General features: G+C 38.3%; 18 protein-coding genes, 3 tRNA genes, 1 other RNA gene and 3 pseudogenes. 21 read left to right on the top strand and 4 right to left on the bottom strand.

The window, feature by feature from the left end; all coding sequences use genetic code 11:
- Positions 1-5: 5 nt before the first annotated feature.
- The 16 genes and pseudogenes from JCM10596_RS17260 (at position 6) to JCM10596_RS17175 (ending at position 16,758) form a co-directional block, all read left to right on the top strand.
- Positions 6-422 (top strand): cytidine deaminase, encoded by a 417-nt coding sequence (locus tag JCM10596_RS17260; protein WP_025028202.1) that lies wholly within the window; start codon positions 6-8, stop codon positions 420-422.
- A gap of 15 nt (positions 423-437) precedes the next feature.
- A complete protein-coding gene (gene era, locus JCM10596_RS17255; protein WP_025028201.1) occupies positions 438-1,340 on the top strand; it encodes a GTPase Era in 903 nt (300 codons plus the stop codon).
- Positions 1,341-1,455: 115 nt separating this feature from the next.
- Positions 1,456-1,596, top strand: a complete 141-nt coding sequence (locus tag JCM10596_RS28875; protein WP_081792090.1) for a YqzL family protein — start codon at positions 1,456-1,458, stop codon at positions 1,594-1,596.
- Between the two features lie 57 nt (positions 1,597-1,653).
- A pseudogene (recO, locus tag JCM10596_RS26185) lies at positions 1,654-2,402 on the top strand (DNA repair protein RecO).
- A 235-nt stretch (positions 2,403-2,637) separates the two neighbouring features.
- Positions 2,638-3,534, top strand: a complete 897-nt coding sequence (gene glyQ, locus JCM10596_RS17240) for a glycine--tRNA ligase subunit alpha (RefSeq protein ID WP_025028200.1) — start codon at positions 2,638-2,640, stop codon at positions 3,532-3,534.
- On the top strand, positions 3,527-5,614 hold the full coding sequence (gene glyS / locus JCM10596_RS17235) for a glycine--tRNA ligase subunit beta (protein WP_025028199.1): 2,088 nt from the start codon (positions 3,527-3,529) through the stop codon (positions 5,612-5,614). Before glyQ ends, glyS begins: the two co-directional genes overlap by 8 nt.
- A gap of 85 nt (positions 5,615-5,699) precedes the next feature.
- A complete protein-coding gene (gene ccpN / locus JCM10596_RS17230) occupies positions 5,700-6,335 on the top strand; it encodes a transcriptional regulator CcpN (protein ID WP_081792088.1) in 636 nt (211 codons plus the stop codon).
- A 17-nt stretch (positions 6,336-6,352) separates the two neighbouring features.
- Entirely contained in the window at positions 6,353-7,171 is an 819-nt protein-coding gene (locus JCM10596_RS17225; protein WP_025028197.1) for a pyruvate, water dikinase regulatory protein, read from the top strand.
- Between the two features lie 439 nt (positions 7,172-7,610).
- Positions 7,611-9,431, top strand: coding sequence for a DNA primase (gene dnaG / locus JCM10596_RS17215; protein WP_025028195.1), 1,821 nt, complete (start codon positions 7,611-7,613; stop codon positions 9,429-9,431).
- Between the two features lie 41 nt (positions 9,432-9,472).
- Positions 9,473-10,604 (top strand): annotated as a pseudogene (rpoD, locus tag JCM10596_RS26180) (RNA polymerase sigma factor RpoD).
- A 217-nt stretch (positions 10,605-10,821) separates the two neighbouring features.
- Complete coding sequence (locus JCM10596_RS17200) at positions 10,822-11,547, top strand: hypothetical protein (RefSeq protein ID WP_025028194.1); 726 nt, start codon at positions 10,822-10,824, stop codon at positions 11,545-11,547.
- A gap of 95 nt (positions 11,548-11,642) precedes the next feature.
- Entirely contained in the window at positions 11,643-12,782 is a 1,140-nt protein-coding gene (locus JCM10596_RS17195; RefSeq protein ID WP_025028193.1) for an acyl-CoA dehydrogenase family protein, read from the top strand.
- A 113-nt stretch (positions 12,783-12,895) separates the two neighbouring features.
- Positions 12,896-13,225, top strand: a complete 330-nt coding sequence (locus JCM10596_RS17190) for a c-type cytochrome (RefSeq protein WP_025028192.1) — start codon at positions 12,896-12,898, stop codon at positions 13,223-13,225.
- A 120-nt stretch (positions 13,226-13,345) separates the two neighbouring features.
- Positions 13,346-14,059 (top strand): tRNA (adenine(22)-N(1))-methyltransferase, encoded by a 714-nt coding sequence (locus JCM10596_RS17185; RefSeq protein ID WP_025028191.1) that lies wholly within the window; start codon positions 13,346-13,348, stop codon positions 14,057-14,059.
- A complete protein-coding gene (locus tag JCM10596_RS17180) occupies positions 14,056-15,171 on the top strand; it encodes a Nif3-like dinuclear metal center hexameric protein (RefSeq protein WP_025028190.1) in 1,116 nt (371 codons plus the stop codon). Before JCM10596_RS17185 ends, JCM10596_RS17180 begins: the two co-directional genes overlap by 4 nt.
- Positions 15,172-15,363: 192 nt before the next feature.
- Positions 15,364-16,758, top strand: coding sequence for an MATE family efflux transporter (locus JCM10596_RS17175; protein WP_025028189.1), 1,395 nt, complete (start codon positions 15,364-15,366; stop codon positions 16,756-16,758).
- 171 nt (positions 16,759-16,929) lie between these two features.
- Here JCM10596_RS17175 and JCM10596_RS17170 read toward each other — a convergent pair whose 3' ends face one another.
- Positions 16,930-17,877 (bottom strand): 4-hydroxy-3-methylbut-2-enyl diphosphate reductase, encoded by a 948-nt coding sequence (locus tag JCM10596_RS17170; RefSeq protein WP_025028188.1) that lies wholly within the window; start codon positions 17,875-17,877, stop codon positions 16,930-16,932.
- A 69-nt stretch (positions 17,878-17,946) separates the two neighbouring features.
- Positions 17,947-19,203 carry a hemolysin family protein gene (locus JCM10596_RS17165; RefSeq protein ID WP_025028187.1) on the bottom strand — a complete coding sequence of 419 codons (1,257 nt, stop codon included), beginning with the start codon at positions 19,201-19,203 and terminating at the stop codon, positions 17,947-17,949.
- A gap of 216 nt (positions 19,204-19,419) precedes the next feature.
- Between JCM10596_RS17165 and rnpB the strand changes: the two genes are divergently transcribed.
- An RNA gene (gene rnpB, locus JCM10596_RS28140) (RNase P RNA component class A) lies at positions 19,420-19,836 on the top strand.
- Positions 19,837-19,990: 154 nt separating this feature from the next.
- On the opposite strand, the gene speD is transcribed toward rnpB, so the two are convergent.
- Together speD and JCM10596_RS17155 are read right to left on the bottom strand one after the other, a co-directional pair.
- Complete coding sequence (speD, locus tag JCM10596_RS17160; protein ID WP_025028186.1) at positions 19,991-20,392, bottom strand: adenosylmethionine decarboxylase; 402 nt, start codon at positions 20,390-20,392, stop codon at positions 19,991-19,993.
- Between the two features lie 216 nt (positions 20,393-20,608).
- The gene (locus tag JCM10596_RS17155; RefSeq protein WP_025028185.1) at positions 20,609-21,190 is read right to left on the bottom strand and encodes a hypothetical protein; all 582 of its coding nucleotides are present in this window, start codon (positions 21,188-21,190) and stop codon (positions 20,609-20,611) included.
- A 345-nt stretch (positions 21,191-21,535) separates the two neighbouring features.
- Here JCM10596_RS17155 and zwf point away from each other — a divergent pair.
- The 4 genes and pseudogenes from zwf (at position 21,536) to JCM10596_RS17135 (ending at position 23,529) form a co-directional block, all read left to right on the top strand.
- Positions 21,536-23,070 (top strand): annotated as a pseudogene (gene zwf / locus JCM10596_RS26175) (glucose-6-phosphate dehydrogenase).
- A gap of 115 nt (positions 23,071-23,185) precedes the next feature.
- Positions 23,186-23,262, top strand: a tRNA-Arg gene (locus JCM10596_RS17145).
- 68 nt (positions 23,263-23,330) lie between these two features.
- Positions 23,331-23,404, top strand: a tRNA-Gly gene (locus tag JCM10596_RS17140).
- 49 nt (positions 23,405-23,453) lie between these two features.
- A tRNA-Ala gene (locus JCM10596_RS17135) sits at positions 23,454-23,529 on the top strand.
- Positions 23,530-23,624: the final 95 nt, after the last annotated feature.

Genomic DNA, 23,624 nt, shown 5'->3' with positions numbered 1-23,624 from the left:
AGAAAATGGAGATTCGCGAAACATTAATTCAAAAAGCATCAGAAGCTAGAAAAAAAGCATATGTTCCATATTCCCGTTTCCAGGTAGGAGCTGCCTTTCTCACAGAAAATGATACCATCATTACAGGCTGTAATATAGAAAACGCCTCTTATGGTTTGAGTAATTGTGCTGAGAGAACGGCTATTTTTAAGGCGATTTCATCAGCTGAGAAAGCAGAGGAAAAAAGCTTCAAGGCATTAGCTGTCATTGCTGATACAGATCGTCCTGTTCCGCCTTGTGGTGCGTGCAGACAGGTTATTGCTGAATTTTGCCCTCCTACAATGCCCGTCTATTTAACCAATTTGAAAGGTGATGTTCTAGAAACGACGGTAGCGGAATTATTACCAGGTGCCTTTCTTGCTACTGATCTTACTAACGAATAACGAGGAGGATTTGATTTGAGTAATAAAGCATTTCGTTCAGGTTTTGTTTCGATCCTAGGAAGACCAAACGTTGGTAAGTCTACACTGATGAATCAAATCATTGGTCAAAAAATCGCCATTATGTCGGACAAACCTCAAACAACAAGAAACAAGATACAGGGTGTGTATACAACAGAGGAAGGTCAAATTATATTTATTGACACCCCAGGTATTCATAAACCTAAAACAAAGCTAGGGGACTACATGGTTAAAGCCGCTACAAGCACCTTTAAAGAGGTTGATTTGATTCTCTTCCTAGTCGATGTAGCCGATGGGTATGGAGCGGGAGATCAATTTATCATTGACCAGCTGGCTCAAGTAAAGACTCCTATCTTTCTTATCTTAAATAAAATTGATCAAATTCACCCTGATAAGCTCTTACCCATTATACAACAGTATTCTGAGCTTCTTTCTTTTGCTGAAATTATTCCGATTTCTGCACTTCAAGGAAATAACGTGAATACATTGCTAGAGCAGATTTTGAATCGCTTACCCGAAGGACCTCAATATTATCCAACGGATCAAATAACAGACCATCCTGAGAGGTTTGTTGTTGCTGAACTGATACGAGAGAAGATCCTTGAGCTAACCAGAGAAGAAATCCCTCATTCAATAGCAGTAGAAATCGAGCAAATGAAGGCGAGAGAAAACAGCGAAACGATTTATGTATCCGCTGTGATTTATACTGAGAGAGATTCACAGAAGAGCATTATCATTGGCAAAAACGGAGTGTTATTAAAGGAAATAGGGAAGAAGGCAAGATATGACATTGAGTCTATTTTGGGTTCAAAAATCTACCTAGAGCTATGGGTCAAAGTGAAAAAGGATTGGCGTAATAAAATGGTTCAATTACGGAACTTTGGATTTAGAGAGGAGTAATTTTTCAATTATTCATCTCAAAAAATGTTAATGTTTTCTTAGCATAGATGTGGGCAGGGAAGTACAACTTATAGATACGGGTCAGGAATTCAGTCGAAGCGAAAGGAATGATACGATGCGTGAGTTTTCGTGGAATGTTTTTGCGGTGACTGGTAATATTGAGGCTTATTTATTGTATCGAGAATGTGAGGGACCAAACTGTCAGGAAGAGGATGAGAATCTTCAAATGACAGAGGAGCAATCGGAGATGAACTAACCTGTCCTGCTTTAATAAGTAATCGTGCTATTACTTTAGGTAAAAGCAGGTGTCAAAATGTTAATCAAAACAGAAGGAATTATTATTCGTTCAAAGGACTATGGAGAGGGAAATAAAATCATTACAATCTATTCATCACAGATGGGGAAAATAAGTGTGATGGCTAGGGGGGCGAAAAAAACAAAGAGTCGCCTCTCTTCAGTTTCTCAGCTTTTTACATACGGTTCTTTCCTTATTCAAAAAGGCTCTGGTCATTCTTTGGGAACGTTATCCCAAGGGGAGATTGTTCAATCATTCAGAGAATTAAGGCATAACCTTACACTTACAGCCTATGCTGCCTATTTTGCTGAATTACTAGACAAGCTTGTAGAGGATAACGAACGAAGCACTTCGTTATTTAACCTGCTATTAACAATCTTTACTTATCTTGAAGAGGAAAAAGATGCTGAGATTCTTGCCCGATTGTATGAAATGAAAATGTTAATGGCCAGTGGCTATCGACCAGTCGTTTTAAACTGTGTCAATTGTGCATGTCCAGAACCTCTACAGCACTTTAGTATACGTGAAGGTGGCTTGCTGTGCCGGCAATGTGCCACATAGATTTACAAGCGATTTCGATTCATCCTTCTACTGTCAAACTGCTACAGTTGTTTTACCATATTCAAATGGATCGAATAGGTCATATAAAAGTAAGAAAAGAAATAAAAGACGAGTTACAAAAAGTCATGTGGCTATTTATGGATCATCATACTCCCTTACGACTGAAATCCAGATCATTTATTGAACAGATGGGTGATTTCCTATAATTCATGCCATTGACAAGAGAAAAGAAAATGAGTAAGATATTCTATATCATTTACATATTGATATGCAATGAGGGAAGTGGCGTTCCTGAGCATTCATAAAAAGTGGATTATCGACTTCATTGTCGATAATCAAATAGGGTGGAACCGCGGGTTACTCTCGTCCCTATGTCATCTATGGCATAGTTAAGGATGAGAGTTTTTTATTTTTTCTAACAAACAGATGGAGGTGCTTACGTTGAACTTTCAACAAATGATTTTAACGCTTCAAAACTTTTGGAGTAAGCAAAACTGTATTCTTGTTCAGCCTTATGATGTTGAAACTGGAGCAGGAACAATGAATCCTATGACTTTTTTAAGGACGATTGGTCCCGAGCCATGGAATGTGGCTTATGTGGAGCCTTCTAGAAGACCAGCAGATGGCCGATATGGAGAAAATCCAAATCGACTCTATCAGCATCATCAATTTCAGGTGATTATGAAGCCATCCCCAGACAATATTCAGGAACTATACCTAGAGAGCCTAAAAGAGCTTGGGATTGACCCCTTGCAGCACGATATTCGTTTTGTCGAGGATAACTGGGAGAATCCTGCAATGGGAGCTTGGGGCTTGGGCTGGGAAGTATGGATTGATGGGATGGAAATCACACAGTTTACTTACTTCCAACAGATCGGAGGATTAGATGCGAACCCTGTATCAGTCGAAATTACATATGGTCTTGAACGCCTTGCATCTTACATACAAGATAAGGAAAGTGTGTACGATTTAGAGTGGGTCAATGGTTTTACTTATGGAGACGTGTTTAAGCAACCAGAATACGAGCATTCTAAGTATACTTTTGAAGTTTCAGATACAGCTATGCTTTTTCAATTATTCTCGATGTATGAACAAGAAGCGAAGAGAGCATTAGAGGAGAAAATTGTTTTTGCAGCCTACGATTATGTGCTTAAGTGTTCACACACCTTCAATTTACTCGATGCTAGAGGAGCAATCAGTGTCACAGAGCGTACTGGGTATTTAGGGCGAGTTCGTAACTTAGCGCGCGCTTGTGCTCAGGGCTATTATGAAGAACGTGAACGTTTAGGTTTTCCTCTATTAAAACAAAGCAAGAAGGAGGCTACGAGCGATGAGTAAAAGAGATTTTTTATTAGAAATAGGCTTAGAAGAAATTCCTGCTCGCTTTGTAGACGGTGCTATCCAACAGCTTGAAGATAAAGTCAAACGTTGGTTAGAAGAAAATAATATTCATTTCGAGTTAGTGACTCCTTATGCAACGCCTCGCCGTCTAGCTCTTCTTATTCAGGGAATGGCAGAAAAGCAAGAGGATATCAAAGAAGAAGTGAAGGGCCCTGCTAAGAAAATAGCCTTAGATGAGCAAGGGAATTGGAGCAAGGCTGCTCAAGGCTTTGCCAAATCACAGGGAGTAGCTACAGAGGACTTTTATTTTCAAGAGCTTAAAGGAGTAGAATATATTTATGCTACGAAAGAAATCAAAGGAATTGAAACAAGAGAGCTTCTCCCTCAATTACAAGATTTAATTATTGGGATGACATTCCCTAAAAATATGAAGTGGGGTACTCACGAACAAAGATTTGTACGACCGCTGAGATGGATTGTTGCTTTGTTTGGTCAGGAAATCATTCCTATTACGATTACCAATATTACCTCAGGTAACATATCTGAAGGACATCGCTTTTTAGGAGAACGTATTCAAATTAAGGTACCAAGCGAGTATGAAAAACAGCTTCTGGGGCAGTATGTTATTGCTTCTGTAAGTGAACGGAGAAAATCTATTCAGGCACAAATCACGATGCTTGCTGAGGAAAAAGGCTGGGTGGTTCCGGTTGATCAAGAGCTGTTAGATGAGGTTGTTCATTTAGTGGAATATCCAACGGCTCTTTCTGGATCATTTGATGCTGATTTTCTACAGATTCCCCAGGAGGTCTTGATTACCTCAATGAAAGAGAATCAACGCTATTTTCCGGTACAAGATCAGGAGGGTAAACTCTTACCTCATTTTATTACGGTGCGAAATGGGGGAGTTGACAGTGAAGGAATTGTAGTGAGAGGAAATGAAAAAGTACTGAGAGCTAGACTGGCGGACGCTCGTTTCTTCTATGAAGAAGATAAAAAGCTAAAGATTGAAGTTGCTTTAGCTAAACTAGATCAGGTCGTCTTTCATGAGGAGCTTGGAACCATTGGGGACAAGGTGAAGAGAATTAAAGAGTTTTCTTCTCAATTAAGTACGGCTTTGAATTTTTCCAGTCAAACGGCTCAATTTGTATCTCGAACAGCGGAGATTTGTAAGTTCGACTTGGTTTCACAGATGGTTTATGAGTTTCCTGAACTTCAGGGACGTATGGGTCAGGAATATGCTTATTTAGCAGGGGAAGATCAAGAGGTAGCAAATGCGATTTTTGAACACTACCTACCGCGTTATGCTGGTGATATTCTTCCAGCAAGTGAGATAGGAGCCATTGTCAGCGTAGCAGATAAATTAGATACTATTGTAGGTTCTTTTGGTCTAGGAATTGTACCTACAGGATCACAGGATCCTTATGGCTTACGCAGGCAAGCAACAGGGATTGTCCAGATTATTCTTGATCGTAAATGGGGACTTTCTCTAGATCAGCTTTTTCAACTAGCGATTGAGCATTTTCAGGCCAAGGAATTACTGAAACGAGATCGTCAAGAGGTATTACAGGATCTCCAGCAGTTCTTCCAGCTTCGTATAAAGAACCGCCTACAAGAACAAGGAATTCGTTATGATGTGATTGATGCCGTTTCTGAACATCAACACATAGAATTAGACTCTATATTTAAAAAGGCTGAAGTGTTAGCAGTCAAAGTAGAAGAACCTGAATTTAAATTATGGGTAGAAACCTTCACACGAGTCAACAACCTAGCTCAGAAGCACGCTTGGATAGAAGGAGCTGTAGATGAACAGTTATTTGAAAAGGATGTTGAAAGAGAATTATACCGAGCTATACAAGAAGCCCAGTCAGCATATAGTCAAAATACAAATGAAAAAGAATGGGCAGCAGCTCTTGCTGAGTTGGGTAAACTAAAGGCACCGATCGATCAATTTTTTGAGCAAGTCATGGTGATGGTAGATGATGAAAAAATACGTCAAAACCGAATGACCTTATTGCAGCAGATTTCTAAGTTAGTTCAGCACTACGCTGACTTTTCAAAAATCGTGTTTCCCTCATAGATAAAACTTGAATACTTAAAGTACAAGAGATAGTATAGAAGCTATAATGGTCCTTTGTAGATGAAGGTGGTGAACGATCATCGAACTGACGAATAGGCAAGAGAAAATTATTCAAATAGTGAAAGATCATGGTCCTATAACGGGGGAGAGCATCGCTGAAAAACTGAATCTAACTCGTGCAACCTTGCGACCTGATTTAGCGATATTAACCATGTCTGGAATTCTTGATGCGCGTCCAAGGGTGGGATACTTTTATTCTGGGAAATCAACCATCCAAGCCATAGGTGAAAGCATCAAGAAGAAAAAAGTGAATGAGTATAAATCTGTACCCATTTTGATTCGTGATAGTTCTAAGGTATATGATGCGATTTGTACGATGTTTTTAGAGGATGTGGGGACCCTTTTTGTAGTTAATCAAGATAATAGGCTAGTAGGAGTCGTTTCTAGAAAAGATTTATTACGATCTGCGATAGGCAAGCAGAGCCTAGAAGATATTCCCGTCAGTGTCATTATGACACGCATGCCAAACTTGATATTAACTTATCCTGATGAAAGTTTACATGATGCCGCTTCTAAAATGATCCAATATCAAATAGATGCACTCCCTGTTGTTCGAGTTAATGAGGATCAATCAGATATAAACCCTTATGAAATCATAGGTCGAATCACAAAAACAAATATCACAAGAGCTTATGTAGAATTGGGGAATGAAGAAATATAAGGTGAGGGAGGGTGACAATGGAACAGACAGAAAAACTAAAAGTATATATTGTATCAGACTCTGTTGGAGAAACGGCTGAGCTAGTGACAAAAGCAGCTGCAAGCCAATTTGAATCAAGCGAGCTTGAACTGCGAAGAATTCCATATATAGAAGATATAAGTACCCTTGATGAAGTACTAAGTATGGCAAAAGAATCGAATTCTATTATTGCTTTTACTTTGGTTGTGCCTGAGCTAAGAAAATATTTGAAAGAGCAGGCGGTGAAAGAAGGCATTCCAGCTGTAGATATAATGGGTCCTATGTTAGATGGTTTACAAGGGCTCGTTAAGTCTCCACCTAAGTTTCGACCTGGTATGGTTCATCGTTTAGACGAGGATTATTTCAGAAAGGTAGAAGCCATTGAATTTGCAGTTAAATATGATGATGGGCGAGATCCAAGAGGGCTGCTAAGAGCGGATATTATTTTGATTGGGGTTTCTAGAACATCAAAAACCCCGTTATCTATGTATTTAGCTCATAAAAGAGTCAAAGTGGCAAATGTTCCGCTTGTACCTGAAGTAGCTCCGCCTGAAGAGTTATTCAAAGTGAATCCAAAAAAATGTATCGGACTCACAATTAATCCAGAGGCATTGAATGGAATCAGATCTGAAAGACTGAAGGCTTTAGGACTGCAGGCTCAAGCAAGCTATGCTAATATGGAGCGAATTACAGCGGAATTAGAATATTCTAAACGTGTAATGGACCAAATTGGCTGTCAAGTTATTGATGTTTCGAATAAGGCTGTAGAAGAAACGGCCAATATTATTTTGGAAAGCATCCGTAAGTCAAAGGCATAAACCCCCCCTCATATCGTTCCCTTTTAGATAAAGGAGGCGATATGAGGCTCTTTTTTTCTGCTAAAGAAAGTTTAAGCAAAAAAGAAGGAATGTAGTTATTAATATAGAATAAAATGAAGGTGAGAAGAAAAAGAACAAAAAAAATATAAAAGTCAAGTTTTTTTTTATGAAAAGAGGTTATGATAGTAAAGAGAAAAAAAGTCAAGTCTTTCCTTTCGACAACATACGACAATTTTCGGATTATTAAAACAATTGGTTTTAAGAAGGAAATTAGCATTAGATGTAGAATTAAGGAGAATAAGAATAATCATTCCCTAAACTCATTGAACTACTCGGTCTTTTTTAAGGGTCGAAATAATGAGGGGCTGAATTTTTGTCGAATTAGCAGGAAGATTAGCTGCTATGGCGAATGTATTAATATCACTGGTGGGATGATCGAATGAATCCTTCAATTTCCGACGAAACCTTGCAATTAATTCTTAGTAAAATTGACATTAACGATGTGATTGGTGAATATGTTCACTTGAAAAAAAGTGGGAAGAACTACCTAGGATTGTGCCCTTTTCATGCAGAAAAGACACCATCTTTTTCTGTCCATGTAGAAAAACAGTTCTATCGCTGTTTTGGATGCGGTGCTGCTGGCAACGCTGTATCTTTTTTAATGGACATTGAGGGATACTCTTTTCCTCAGGCGGTGCAAGTACTAGGAGAAAAGGTTGGAATTAATCTACATGTTCCAGCATCATCAAACACAGAAACGCAACAAAAAAATGAAGAAAAAGATGTAGTATTGAAGGCCCATCATTTAGCAGCTCAGTTATTTCATCATGTTCTAATGGAGAGAACAGAAGGTATAAAAGCAAGAGAGTACTTAGAACAGAGGGGATTTCGCCTTGAAACATTGAAAGAGTTTCAAATTGGATATGCCCCTGATTCATGGGATTTCTTGGTGAACTTTTTGGAGAAGAGAAACTACCCTCTTTCCATAATGGAAAAGGGAGGATTGATTGCCAAAAGTGAAAATGAGAAATTTTTTGATCGATTCCGAAATAGGGTCATATTTCCTATATGGGACACGCAAGGAAATGTGATTGCTTTTGGCGGAAGAATGTTGGGAGATGGTCAACCAAAATATTTGAATAGTCCAGAAAGTCTTATTTTTAGAAAGAACAAACAATTGTTCAATTTTCATCATGCTCGTCAAGAAATAAGAAAACAGCAAACCACTATTTTGCTTGAAGGCTATGTTGATGTGATTTCTGCTTGGCAGGCTGGAGTATCTAACGTTACAGCAACAATGGGGACGTCACTGTCAGATGAACAGGCGCGGATGATCAGACGAAATAGTGAGCAGGTTATATTATGTTTTGATGGGGACCAGGCTGGTATCGAAGGGGTATCTCGTGCAGCAGAGGTTTTAGAGAAACAAGGGTTATTAATCAAAGTCGCGATGTTGCCGAGTGGATCTGATCCAGATGATTATATCAGGAAGTTTGGAGCTGCTGCTTTTAGAAAACAGATTATAGGTGAAGTTAGATCTTATCCATCTTTTAAATTAGAAGTACTTAAGAGAGGTCGAAATTTACAGGACGAAGGAGAACGAATGAGGTATATTCGTGAAGCCTTAACGGTGATCAGTCGACTTCCACATGCAGTAGAACGAGATCATTATCTCCGCTCTATTGCAGAAGAATTTTCTTTATCACTAGACGCTCTGAAACAAGAACAGCTCCAAATTTATCGGAGTGAAAAGAAAAAAGAGGGTAGGGATAAGGACCCAGGTAATAGGAATAATATAGTACGTAATGAAAAACAGTTTAAGATAAAGCAACTATATCCAGCTTATCATAATGCCGAACGTATCGTAATCGCCTATATGTTGCGTGACAAAGAGGTTTCTGATTGGCTTGAACTTAAGGTTGGAAGTCAATTTAATATAGATGAACACAGTGCATTGGCTGCTTATCTGTATGCTTATTATGCAGAAGGGCATTCGCCAGATGTACATTTATTTCTCTCTAAACTTCAAGATCAAGAGTTAATTCAATTAGCAGCAGAATTATCTTTGATGAATATAAATCCGAAACCTTCTGAAAAAGAGCTTGAAGATTACGTATCACAAATCCTCAGCTATCCAGTCCTTAGAGAAATAGAACAAAAAGAAGAAGAAAGAAGAATAGCAGAACGTCAAGGAGATGTATTACAAGCCGCACTCATTGCCACTGAAATCATTAAGATGAAACAACGCATGAAGTCTTGACCTATCCGTTTTGCTTACATTTTTAGAAAGGAGGGTTCATGATGGCAGATCAGCAGACACGTCATCAAGATCCAGATGTGACATTAGATCAAGTTAAAGATCAACTGATGGAGCTTGGTAAGAAGAGAGGCGTCTTAACGTATAAAGAAATTATTGAAAAATTATCTGGATTTGATCAAGATTCTGAACAAATAGATGAATATTACGAATATTTAAGTGAACAAGGTATAGAGGTCATTAATGAATCTGAAGATGAAGATGATATAACAATTGGTATAAATAACGAGGAAGAAGAAGAGGATGATGATGATTTTAAGTTAGATGATTTATCAATCCCTCCTGGTATTAAAATAAATGATCCAGTTCGAATGTACCTTAAGGAAATCGGTCGTGTTCCCTTGCTTTCAGCTGATGAAGAAATTGAATTAGCTAAACGAATTGAAAATGGGGACGAAGAAGCAAAAAGACGCTTAGCAGAAGCGAATTTACGATTGGTTGTAAGTATTGCTAAAAGATACGTAGGCCGTGGTATGCTGTTTTTAGATCTTATTCAAGAAGGAAATATGGGATTAATCAAGGCAGTTGAAAAATTCGACTACTTGAAAGGTTATAAATTCAGTACGTATGCTACATGGTGGATACGCCAAGCCATTACACGTGCTATTGCTGACCAAGCAAGGACCATTCGTATTCCTGTACACATGGTAGAAACCATCAATAAACTTATTCGAGTACAGCGCCAATTACTACAAGAGCTAGGACGCGAACCCACACCAGAAGAAGTAGCAGAAGAGATGGATTTCACTCCTGAAAAAGTACGTGAGATCTTAAAAATCGCCCAAGAGCCTGTTTCTTTAGAAACTCCAATAGGAGAAGAGGATGATTCTCACTTAGGTGATTTCATCGAGGATCAAGATGCCTTGGCACCTTCTGATGCAGCTGCCTATGAATTGCTAAAAGAGCAGTTGGAAGATGTTCTAGATACTCACAGATCGGGAAGAAAACGTACTTCGTCTTCGCTTCGGCTTAGATGATGGACGTACACGTACATTAGAGGAAGTTGGAAAAGTGTTTGGTGTTACAAGGGAGAGAATACGCCAAATTGAAGCGAAAGCTCTTCGTAAATTGCGTCATCCAAGCAGAAGTAAAAGGTTAAAAGACTTTTTAGAATAAAAACTTTCGCCTACTTTATTTTTAAAGTAGGTCTTTTTTTCACCTTTGATTTGGTGTACCTTTGAATTATTAACAGGATAAAAGATGGGGGTGAGTGTCTAATGGATATGAAAAGAAAAATCATAATTCAAGAAATACAAACATGGAAAAAAACAAAAATGCTTCCTGAGACTATTGTGATTTTCTACTCAGTTTATACATGGAAGGGTCCGTAGAATTGAATGATGATCAATCAAAACAGAATTTTTTTCAGAGAAATTCGTTTGTTTCTAAAAAGAATATCATTCTTCTTCTAGCCCTTGCCTTGATCTTAGGTTCTGTATTTGTTTTTTATTTTATCGATTTTTCCAGAGAATTGCAAATGGCACTTTATCTCTTGTTATTTAGCATCAGTTATCTAACGGGTTTTATCTTATATAAAAAACGGCAGCATTATGCACATTTTATTTTTTCTTTAAGCTGTGTACTTTTGATGTTTTTAGTAACCCAGTACATTTCATTATGGCACATTGAGGATTCCATGTATCGTTCATTATTTCTCCTATTAACTTGTTTGATTTGGCTTATAACAGGTATCGTTTTCAATATTTTGTATTTACAAGCATTAGCTTTATTATCGTTTATATTTATCTTAGGTTGGGTAACGCTTCCGTTTTTTGCTCATGATTTTAATTGGTTTTATATTGAAGGATTATGGTTTTTAGCTTTTCTAATTCTCTTCACCGTATCCTATCCTCTCAAAAAGCTAAGTAAAAAAACAAGCCTTAATGTTTTCTTGCACGCTCATCTATTGTTGATTGTTCCAGAAATACAATCCTTTTATATTTCAGCGGCATCATTAGATATGATCCAACTGATGATATTTGTGAAGGTCATTATGATCTCCATGTTGTTATTTCTAAATCGAAATAAGATCATGGAATTATCAAAAATGGAAATTTAGCAGATTTTTTGCAATCGTATTCGTTTATCACATATAATAATAGTGGTCGCTTATTGAAAGCGCATTCATTTTATTGGTGAGAGGGGATATAAATCATGAACTTTCAACTAACAGAAGATCAAATGATGATACAAAAGATGATTCGAGAATTTGCAAATGAGGAAGTAGCTCCAGAAGCAGAAAAGAGAGATAAACACAAAATATTCCCCCAAGAGATCTTTGCTAAATTGGCTGAATTAGGCATCATGGGACTTCCTTTTCCAGAAGAATATGGTGGTGGTGGAGCGGATACAATCAGTTTTGCCATCGTAGTAGAGGAGCTAAGTCGAGCATGTGGGTCTACTGGTATCACCTATTCTGCTCATGTTTCTCTGGGGGGTGCTCCACTAAACCTTTTTGGGACAGAGGAACAAAAGAGAAAATACTTAACTCCATTATGTACAGGCGAATATCTAGGAGCTTTTGGTCTAACTGAACCGAGCGCTGGTTCAGATGCTGCTGGGACGAGAACGACAGCTGTAAAAAAAGATCAACAGTGGATTATTAGCGGGAATAAATGCTATATTACCAATGCAAGTTATGCCAAAAACCTTGCTCTAACTGCCGTAACTGGACAGAAAGGAGAAAAGAAGGAAATCTCTGCGTTCATTGTTCCGACAGATGCTGTAGGGTTCACGGTGATTGATAACTATGAGAAGCTAGGTCTACACTCCTCTAATACAACAGAGCTTGTTTTGGCGGATGTTAAAATACCTGAAGAAAATTTGCTTGGTAAGCAAGGAGAAGGATTTAAACAATTCTTGATTACTCTCGATGGAGGACGAATCGGAATCGGAGCGATGGCAGTCGGTATTGCACAAGCTGCATATGAAAAATCATTGCAATACGCTCAAGAAAGAATACAGTTTGGTCATTCCATTTCCAAGTTTCAGGCTATTCAACATAAACTAGCGGATATGGCTATGAATATTGAATTGGCGAGATTAATGGTTTATAAAGCAGCCTGGTTAAAAGATCAAGGGAAGAAGTTTACGAAGGAAGCTTCTATGGCAAAATTATTCGCTTCAGAGATTTGTATGAGGGCATGTGATCAGGCTATTCAAATTCATGGCGGATATGGCTACATGAGAGAATATCAAGTGGAACGCTACTTCCGAGATGCCAAATTATTAGAAATTGGTGAAGGGACGTCAGAAATTCAAAGAAATGTTATTGCCCGTGAGATCGGGTGTTAAAAATGTCACAAAGAATCCTGCAATATAAATGTGGTATTTATGGATAGAATATAAATATCGTGGTATAATCTTCAAAGTGAACAGTTTTACTAGCGAGGAGGAATAATTCGTACATGAATCCGATTAAAGTATTTCTAACCATTTTTGCTGCAGGAATTCTCTTAACATTCGCGTTAGGTATCATGGGTTATCCTGCAAATCCAGAAGATGTGGCTCAAGGAGAGGGAGAAGCAGTAGAGATTTCTGAATTTGTCACCAAAAACTGTGCGTCCTGTCACGGGGGGGACTTATCAGGTGGTATGGCTCCAAGTCTCTTAGGACTTACTCTTACTGAAGAAGAGATCATCGATATTATCATTTCTGGACCAGGATCAATGCCTCCGAATCTCGGACAAGGAAGAGAAGCGGAAATTGCAGAATACTTACTATCATTAAATCAATAGTGGCTAGCTCGACATAGTGAGTGTTTCCCTATGTGGAAGATCGCCCAAAAACAGAGAGAACTTCTTTAAGAAAGAGGTTCTCTTTTACTACATACCATAGCAAGGAGAAATCGATTATTTATGAATGAACATCAACTTTCCAAGCGACTTGCTGAAGTTGCATCATTGGTTCCTGCTGGAAGCCGCTTAGCTGATATTGGGACTGATCATGCCTATTTACCTGTTCATCTTTTAATTCAAGGGAAAATATGTACCGCTGTAGCTGGAGAGATCAATGAAGGACCTTACCAATCCGCTGTAAATCAAGTAGAAAAGCTTGGTTTAAAAGGGGTTGTCGACGTGCGTAAGGGAAATGGACTTGAGGTTATTAGAGATGGAGAGGTAGATGTGATTGCGATAGCTGGCATGGGAGGAGCTCTAATCTGCCAGATTCTTGAGGAAGGAATAGAGAAGCTGTCTAAGGTCAAAAGGCTTATTTTACAACCAAATATGGCTGAACATTTGATCAGACAATGGTTGATTGATCATCATTGGGAGCTTAAAGAAGAAAAAGTGATCGAAGAGGATCATAAAATCTATGAGATTCTAATGGCAGAACCGGGGGATCCTGAGAAACCTTATTTGGGATTAGATGAAATGGAAAGAAAAAAAGCCATTCTGTTAGGGCCTTTTCTTTTACAGGAGAAATCAAAGGTTTTCAAGAAAAAATGGTCAGCTGAAATTGAGAAAAAGAAAAAAATCCTATTGTCTCTACAGAATGCAGAAGATAAGGGAGTGCGTGAACAAGAGATTCAGTCAGAGATTAAACTCTTGGAGGAGGGGATTCAAGAATGACAGTACATGCTCAAACTGTTATTCAGTGGCTAGAACAATTTGCTCCTAAGCATTTAGCGGTTGAGGGAGATCGAATTGGTTTGCAAATAGGGACCTTACAGAAAAAAATTGATAAAGTTATGGTAACTCTAGATGTAACGGAGGACGTTGTAGATGAAGCGATAGAACAAAAGGTCGGTTTAATCATTGCTCATCATCCTATTCTCTATCGTCCATTGGCACAGCTACGAACGGATTTACCGATGGGGAAATTGATTGAAAAAATCATCAAGAATGATATTGCTGTCTATGCCGCCCATACCAATCTTGATATTGCAAAAGGTGGGGTTAATGATTGGCTAGCAGATAAACTGGGTTTAGTTAATCAAGAGATCTTAAGTGTAACGTACCATGAACCTCTAAAAAAATTAGTGGTTTTTGTCCCGAAGGATCATGAAAAACAAGTAAGGGAAGCTTTAGGAAAAGCAGGAGCAGGAGCAATCGGGAAGTATAGTCATTGTACTTTTCGCTCTAAAGGCAAAGGAACCTTCTTGCCTCTCGAAGGCTCTACGCCCTATATAGGTCAAAAAGATCAGCTTGAGCAAGTAGAGGAGTTAAGAATTGAAACGATCTTTCCTTCAGGCCTGGAGAAAAAAATCCTTCAAGCTATGTTTAAGGTGCATCCCTATGAAGAAGTTGCTTATGATATCTATCCATTGGAGCAAACCGGTGACGCTTATGGGCTAGGAAAAACAGGTTTATTAGAACAAGAAATGAGCTTGAGGGAATTTGTTGAGCATGTGAAGAAGGTATTTGACGTTCCTTTTTGTCGTGTTGTTGGGAACCTTGACTCTAAGGTCAAGAAAATAGGGGTACTGGGTGGAGATGGCAACAAATATATTAATGCTGCCTTATATAAAGGAGTAGATGTATTTGTTACTGGCGATGTTTATTTTCATACTGCTCATGATGCAATGATGAGTGGATTACAGCTTGTTGATCCTGGACATCATGTGGAAAAAGTAATGATGGTAGGCGTACAGCGGGTATTACAACAAACAGCTTCCGAGCAAAAAGTGAATATAGAGGTTCTTATACCAAAGGCTCATACAGAACCCTTTACCTTAATCTAACAAAGTAAGCTTGTAGACAAAGCGAAGTCTACAAGTTTTTTGTTTCTACAAAAAGGAATCAAGTAGAACAGAAAAAGGAACAGAAAAAGGAACTCAATAAAATGAAAAGAAGAGGAAAGACATAGAAGGGGTAGAAAAAAATAAAATATTTCGGTATACTAAATAAAAAGAGAAACTAGAGGAGAAACCATAATGGAGAGAGAGGGAAATGCATCGAATTTAACGGATGAAGACATAGTGAAGCTTGAAACGGGTGGAAAAAAAGAAATAAGGAAAAAGATTTTTCAATTAGCCGGTCCGTCATTAACTGAGATGATCCTGTTGAATTTTGTTCAGATGCTAAACATGATGATGGTCGGAAGAGTTGGAGCAGAAGCAGTAACAGCCGTTGGCTTAACCAATCAACCTGTTTTTTTGGTTTTAGCTATCTTTATGGCTTTAAATGTTGGAACTACAGCGATTATTGCTAGAGCTGTAGGCTCAAGGAAGTATGAGGAAGCAAATCAGGCAGCTCAACAAACATTTTTTATCAATATCGTCCTTTCTATAATAATGATCATCCCTACATTTATTTTTGCTGAAGAGATTATGATTCTCATGGGGGCGGCTCCAGAGGTTTTAGAGGATGGGGTTTTGTATGCTCAAATCATTTTTCTTTCTTTAGGTTTTATTGCTGTTTCAATGAGCTTGAGTGCTGTGTTAAGAGGAGCTGGAGATACAGTTACACCAATGAAAATCAATGTGTTTTCCAATATCATTGTTGTCGTCATTGGCTTTCCCTTAATTTATGGATACTTTGGCTTGCCGGAAATGGGAGTGGTTGGAGCAGCAATAGCCACGGCATTAGCTCGTATTCTATCTGCTGTTTGGGTAATCTATGTATTGTTTAGCGGAAAATTTATCATTACTTTATCGCTTGATCAATTGTTTATCTACAATAAGTCCATGATACGTAGAATCATACGAATTGGAATGCCAGCAGCAGGTGAGCAGCTTGCTCTTCGGAGTGGACAGATGATTTTCGCCAGGGTTGTAGCGGGGCTTGGTACTGTCACCTTTGCTGCTAATCAAATTTGTTTTAGTATTTTAGGCTTAACTTTTATGCCAGGAATGGCCTTCGCTGTGGCTGCTACGACTTTGGTTGGACAGGGTTTAGGAGCTAAAAAACCCCAATTAGCCGAGAAATTTGGCTGGGAAACAAGAAAAATAGGAATGATCGTTTCGGGTACCTTGGGGATCTTTTTTATCGTTTTCGCCCCTTATATTATGATCCTCTATACTAATGACCCTTCAGTTATAGAGCAAGGTGCCAAAGCATTAAGAATCATTGGGTTTGTACAAGTTGCTCAAGCCACGCAATTCATTTTATCAGGTGCGTTGAGGGGAGCAGGAGATACTAAATTTCCGCTTTACGCTACATTTATTGGTGTTTGGGGTTTTCGTGTGGCTTTATGCCTACTATTCGTACTCGTATTAGATTGGGGAATTGTTGGGGCGTGGTTGGCGATTGCTGTTGATCAGATTGTTAGATCTTTTATTATCTATGCTCGGTTTAAGAATGGAAAATGGAAAAGTCTAAAGGTATAAGAAAAGCTTCTACCGAAGCCCTTTCGAAGAGGTCGTCTATTTTTCTTTAGAGGAAGCTTTTATACTTTCTTATTCAATAAATAAAACTCGGCAGATGCCGAGTTTTTTGTTTATGAATCTTTTATCACCCTTGTTGAATGAAGCGGAGTATTTTATCGTATTCCGATGTATCTAGCTCTTCTTTTGCTTTGCTTTAGGTAAAATACGTTTTAAATCTAAGGTTCTTTTAGGATCCCAAGTCTCAGGTTTTTGAGGATCGTATTCCTCTAGAAATTGAATGACTTCTTTTGTCACTTGTGTTGGTGTTGAAGCCCCTGAGGTTACTGCTACTTTCTTAACTCCTTCTAACCATTTTAAATCAATTTCAGTTACATCTCCCACGCGAAATGCTTTAGTTCCTGCTATATCCATTGATACCTGAGCTAGGCGATTCGAATTGTTGCTTAAGGGATCGCCTACAACAATCGTCAGGTCAGCTTCTTGAGCTTGATTGGCAACAGCTTCTTGTCTTACTTGGGTTGCAAGGCATATTTCGTTATGGATTTCTGCATGAGGATACATTTCAATCACTTTGTTCATAATATGAGCCACATCCCATTGGCTCATCGTTGTTTGGTTTGTAATCAGGATTTTATCCGTTGTTAATTCAAGGCGAGCGGCTTCTTCCTCTGAGTCAATCAAAATAACATCATTTGGTGCCACTCCAATCGCACCTTCAGGCTCCGGATGACCTTTCTTTCCTACGTAAACAACCTTATAACCTTCTGCTGTTTTTTCACGGATCAAGTCATGCGTTTTGGTAACATCGGGGCATGTGGCATCTACAACCGTTAATCCTTTTTCTTTCGCTAATTTGCGAACTTGAGGAGAAACCCCATGTGCTGTAAAAATAACAGTCCCTTTCTCAACCTTTTCCAAAATTTCTAAGCGATTTTCACCATCTAACGTGATAATCCCTTCTTCATCAAAAGCATCAACAACATGTTTATTATGAACGATCATCCCTAAAATATAGATGGGTCGTGGTAAATTAAGGTTAGCAGCAGCTTGTTTTGCAATGACCATTGCATCAACTACGCCATAACAATATCCTCTAGGTGAAATTTTAATCACTTCCATAAAATCGTACCTCCTGTTAGTACTAGCATACTTACATCCTAACATGAACGATGAATGAAGGGAAATGAATTAAACAGGACTTAGACGTTGGACTCTTATTTTTTTTATTCTTCGTTTATCCACTTGAGAAACCTCAAATCGTAAGTTGTGATAAGTCACCTCATCATGTAATTTGGGATATCTTCCAAGCAACTCGATAATAAATCCACCTAACGTTTGGGCGGCACTTTCAGGTAGTTCGATATCTAAGGAGCGTGCAAACTGTTCAATAGATATAATAGCATCATATAAGAACTCGTCTTCCTCAATCTCTTCATATAATGTTACATTCTCATCATGCTCATCAAAGATTTCTCCGACAATTTCCTCAACGATATCCTCAATCGTCACTAATCCTTCAGTTCCCCCGTACTCATCCAAGACAATAGCCATATGTACTTTATTTCTTTGCATTTCGCTTAGCAAGTGGGAAATTTTTTTCGTGCCGATCACAAAAAAAGGCTTGCGCATGATTTCTTGAATAGTGAATGCTTGATTATTGACAAAAGCTGCAAAAAAATCGCGATGATACAGAATACCAATAATGTTATCGATCGTCAAATCATAGACGGGAATTCGGGCGAATTTCTCATAAATAAAGACATCTTTGATTTCATCTAGGGACATGGATTTTTCAATAGCGATGATATCTGTCCTTGGATTGATAATTTCTTTAACTAAGATGTCATCAAATTCAATAGCGCTGTGGATGATTTTTTTTTCTCCCTCTAAAAAAACTCCTTCCTGCTGACCGATGTCTACCATGGCTTTCAATTCCTCATCAGTAATAGAAGGTTCCTTTTGTTTAGAACCAAAAAGCTGAGTTGTTCCGCGTTTAAGTCTAACAAAAAACCATGTAAGAGGGGAAAGAACAAACATAATAACACTTAAAAAAGAGCTTGTTGTCATGATGTATTGCTCAGAATGTTCTTTCGCAAAGGATTTAGGTAAGATTTCTCCGAAGGTTAGGATCAGGATCGTCATCACGGCAGTACTAATAAATAGAGCCATGGCAGTACCGCCAAAAAGGTCTGTTGCGATTTTGGTCGAGATGGCAGCCGCAGCAATATTAACAATATTATTCCCGACCAAGATAGTCGATAATGTTTGATCGAAATTTTCACTGAACCGAATGGCTTTTGAAGCTCCTCGACGATTGAGGTCAGCATAATGCTTCAATCTAATTCTGTTAACACTGGACAACGCTGTCTCAGAAGCAGAAAAGTATGCTGAAAAAAATAGTAAGATGAGGAGCAATAAGATCCATTCAAATGAAACAGATTCCATCTCAATCATCCTCCAATATAAAAACACAATGTTTCGTATAGTGTTCACTATCAGCGTGAGAAGTATTAGTATGAAATCATTTTGGATCAGATTAGTATCAAAGGTAAAAAATATAGGTTGAGGTGTTATGAATGAGATGGTATACTGATGTATGTCGTCACCTAGTTTGACGACTGATCTCATGTAGATCTTGATCTTTTATAACAAAATTTAAAGGAAGTAAGCTGGACAATCGCGCGTAAAATGCCGCAAGGCTTTACTCGAGGAAAGTCCGGGCTCCATAGGGCAGGGTGCCAGTTAATGGCTGGTCAGCGTGAGCTGAAGGATAGTGCCACAGAAACATAGACCGCCGATGGTTGCTCATGATGAGCTTCACAGGTAAGGATGGAAGCGTGAGGTAAGAGCTCACGAGGTCGACTGGTAACTTTCGACCTGGTAAACCCCACTTGGAGCAAGACCTAATAAGGATCGGTTGATTTGATCAACAGCTTTTGCCCGAAGTGATCCGTGGTTGGTCGCTTGAGCTATGCAGTGATGTATAGCCTAGATAGATGATTGTCACTCCAATGGTGGGAGGCGCGAGCCGTTTAACCACTTGGAGTACAGAACCCGGCTTATAGGCTTACTCCCTTGGTTTCAATTATAAAAAGCCATAGATAGCAATATCTATGGCTTTTTTCAATGCCCGCAAAAGTAAACAATAGAAAAATATAAACCAAATAACCAAATGACGAAATAACCAAATAATTAAAGAAAGCCATCCGATCTCAGGATGGCTTTAATTGTACTAATTATTTACTTTCTCTTTTACAATCTCAGGAGTAACTACTTCTAATTCTCCAACACCGCGAATAATTTTTCTTGCGTAAGCTTTCTTTGGTTGAAGTACCTTTACCATAAAATCAATGGCGACTTCTGGATCAACCGTTTCACCGCATGTGTAGCAATCGAGAGCAGCAAATCCTTTCTCTGGGTAGGTATGGATTGAGAGGTGGCTCTCTGATAATAAAACCAGAACCGTAGCTCCCTGTGGATCAAATTGTTTAGCTTGTACTGATAATACTGTAGCGCCACAAGCTTCTGCAGCTTCAATCATGTGATGCTGTAGCTTTTCTGCACTGTTCAGCAAATTAAAGTCTACACCCCAAGTGTCAATTGCAATGTGTCTTCCGAAAGTAGAGTATTCCATCTTTCGGCCCCCTCTCCTAGCAAATTATGGTTAGTAATATCGCTAGGACCTACGCCATTCACTTTAATCGAGGAGAATATCCTTGAGTGAATCCTGGTTCCTATTTGATTACAAAGAATAAGATAACATGCATCGACCTATTCCGCAATAGTTTTTTCAAAAAAAAAAGATATAGATTTTTTTCTATACCTTTTGAACGAAATAAGCTGTATGTGATTATGCCTCCAAAACAAATAGATCTTGGCTTAACATCTTTAATTGCTCATCGATTTTAGTAATTTCATCTTCTCCAGAATTCAGGCGTTGCTGCAGTAATAAATCGATCTGTAGCTTGGTCCAAGAGATATGATCCTCTATAACTTGTTCATTAAATAATTGCTGTAGCTGGCTCATCAAATTCTTATATTCATAAACAATCCTTTGATTTTCACCGTTTATTTCTTTTATTAGTACAACATTACCATACTCATACCTATATTCGACTTTATGGAATTCATAAATACGTTCTACATAGGCATGCCCCTTGAATTCTCTAACAGCCTTTTGCATAATATGGGCTAGTTTCCAGCTCTTAATCGTGTATGATCCTTCAAACTTGTAAAAGGACCCCATATTTCGGAATGCGAGAGGGATTTCATTTCCTTCGTCAAACAGAATGAATTCAGTATCACCATTCTCAAAAACTCGAACTTCAGTCTTAAAATCACTTTTACTAAAAAGCTTCATAAATTCCTGTAGCTGTTGACTGTTTAAATCCAACTCCAATAATTTGTACTCTGTGGCTATCCGACGAGCCATAAATATCTCTCCTAATTTTGATAAGATTGATTTCTTTCTTTATTATAACAGATTTTTTTAAACAGTGGTAACAAATCTAGATGAAAATAGGTCGTTTCCTAGACAGAAAGTATTTATCGCCTTCTTACGACACTAAGTACCCAACAGACTTGCAATATAGAATGAGCTACTTAATCTAGATCGTTATTTACTGAATATTTCATTTATTACTTTTTAGAATATTTCCTTTGTTTTTTTCGGATAGTTTCTTTACAATAAGGAATGGTAGATAAATCAGTTCATATATCAGTTTAAAATATCCAAAGATAAACAAAGAGAAGTCTGTTATTCAATCAAGGATTTTTCATGGAGGATTTGATGTCAATGATAAAGGATGAAGCTGCTGTCATAATTTTATTTGGAGCAACAGGGGATTTAGCAAAAAGAAAACTTTACCCCGCTATCTACAGTTTGTTTCGTGAGGGACAATTAGCCAAGAATTTCGCTGTGATCGGTGTAGGAAGACGGCAGTTAAGTAAATCAGAATTCTATGCACACATAAAAAACGCTTTAGAGCTTTTTTCTGATTACAATGTTGATGAGGAGTTTAATGAGTTTGTATCTCATTTTCAATATTTATCTGTAGATATACATAACACAATGGAATATCAGGAATTGTTAAATCTAACCCTTTCTTTAGAAGAAGGTTACAACATTGCTGGTAATAGACTTTTTTATTTGGCTATTGCGCCAGAACTGTTTGAACCAGTATCGTTTAATTTAAAGAAGACAGGCTTACTTGATAACAAAGGATGGAAACGGTTAGTTATTGAGAAGCCGTTTGGTAAGGATTATCATTCAGCACAAGATTTAAATCATAAGATTACTCAAGTTTTTAATGAAGAAGAAATATATCGAATTGATCATTATCTTGGTAAAGAGATGGTCCAAAATATTGAGGTTATTCGATTTGCTAACGCTTTTTTTGAACCTGTATGGAACAATCGTTATATCTCTAATATTCAACTAACATCAAGTGAAACAGTTGGAGTTGAAGCGCGTGGAGATTATTACGATCAGGTCGGAGCATTAAGGGATATGGTTCAAAATCATATGTTACAGATGGTTACTATGATGCAATGGAACCGCCAAGCCGACTAAAGGCAGAGGCCATTAGAGACGAAAAGGTGAAGGTGTTAAGATCCATTCGCCGTTTTGAATCAGCGGAAGAGATCCATCAGAATATCGTCCGTGGTCAATATAACTCTGGGGAAATTCAAGGGCAATCTGTTAGTGGGTACAGGGAAGAAGAGAACGTATCTCCGAAAAGTAATACAGAGACTTTTGTAGCAGCGAAAATTATGATTGATAATTTCAGATGGTCAGGAGTCCCATTCTACATTCGAACCGGAAAAAGACTGCCACAAAAAGCGACCGAAATTATAGTTGAATTTAAAAACTTACCCAATCTGTATTTTAATAAGCAAAAGACATTAGAGCCTAATTTACTTGTGATTCGAATTCACCCAGAGGAAGGAATTCATTTAAAGCTGAATGCTAAGAATCCAGGGACCGATGGAACGATTCTTCCTATTTCCATGGACTTTTGTCACAAGAACACTGTGGAAGGACGTACACCAGAGGCTTATGAAAGACTTATCAAAGATGCCTTAGAAGGAGACTCTACGTTCTTCACTCGTTGGGATGAAGTTTCTATTGCATGGAAAGTGGTGGACCCCATTATTAAGGAATGGTCCAATAGCGATTTTGCACTTCATCACTATCGTGCAGGTGAGTGGGGACCTCTTGAGGCTAAGCAATTATTAGAACGTGATGGGTTTAAGTGGTGGCCAGTTTATGGAGAAGATCCAAATAGACGAAAAAAAGAATGTTCTCTTTAAATGTTGAAAAAGAGAAAATGAAAAGATGAAAAGTTATTATTTAGTAGTTGATTTCTATTTAGGGACATGTTATATTAGTAATCGTCCCTCGCAAGAAGGACAACAAATAATAACTGTGTCAGTAGCTCAGTTGGATAGAGCAACAGCCTTCTAAGCTGTGGGTCGGGGGTTCGAATCCCTCCTGACACGCCATTTTATTTTAGAAACGGTTTCTTTCATTAAAGAATGTTTTTTAGAAAGAAACGATGTAAAATGTTTAAGCGGGTGTAGTTCAATGGTAGAACTCCAGCCTTCCAAGCTGGTAGCGTGGGTTCGATTCCCATCACCCGCTCCATATTCTCATTGTAAAGATGGTTCTTTTAAATAAGAAGCCATTTTTTTATGGGGCCATAGCTCAGCTGGGAGAGCGCCTGCCTTGCACGCAGGAGGTCAGCGGTTCGATCCCGCTTGGCTCCACCAAAAAGAAATTCCAAAAAATAGTTGTTGCTTTTCATAAGAAGAATATGATAAGATAGTTTTTGTCGCCGCAAGAGAGCGACGAAATAAAGAAGCAC

Origin of the sequence: Caldalkalibacillus mannanilyticus JCM 10596 (genome assembly GCF_000615945.1) — a bacterium.
Lineage (GTDB): Bacteria > Bacillota > Bacilli > Caldalkalibacillales > JCM-10596 > Bacillus_AT > Bacillus_AT mannanilyticus.
The sequence above is the reverse complement of the archived record's forward strand: the minus strand, read 5'-3'. Positions and strand labels throughout refer to the sequence as shown.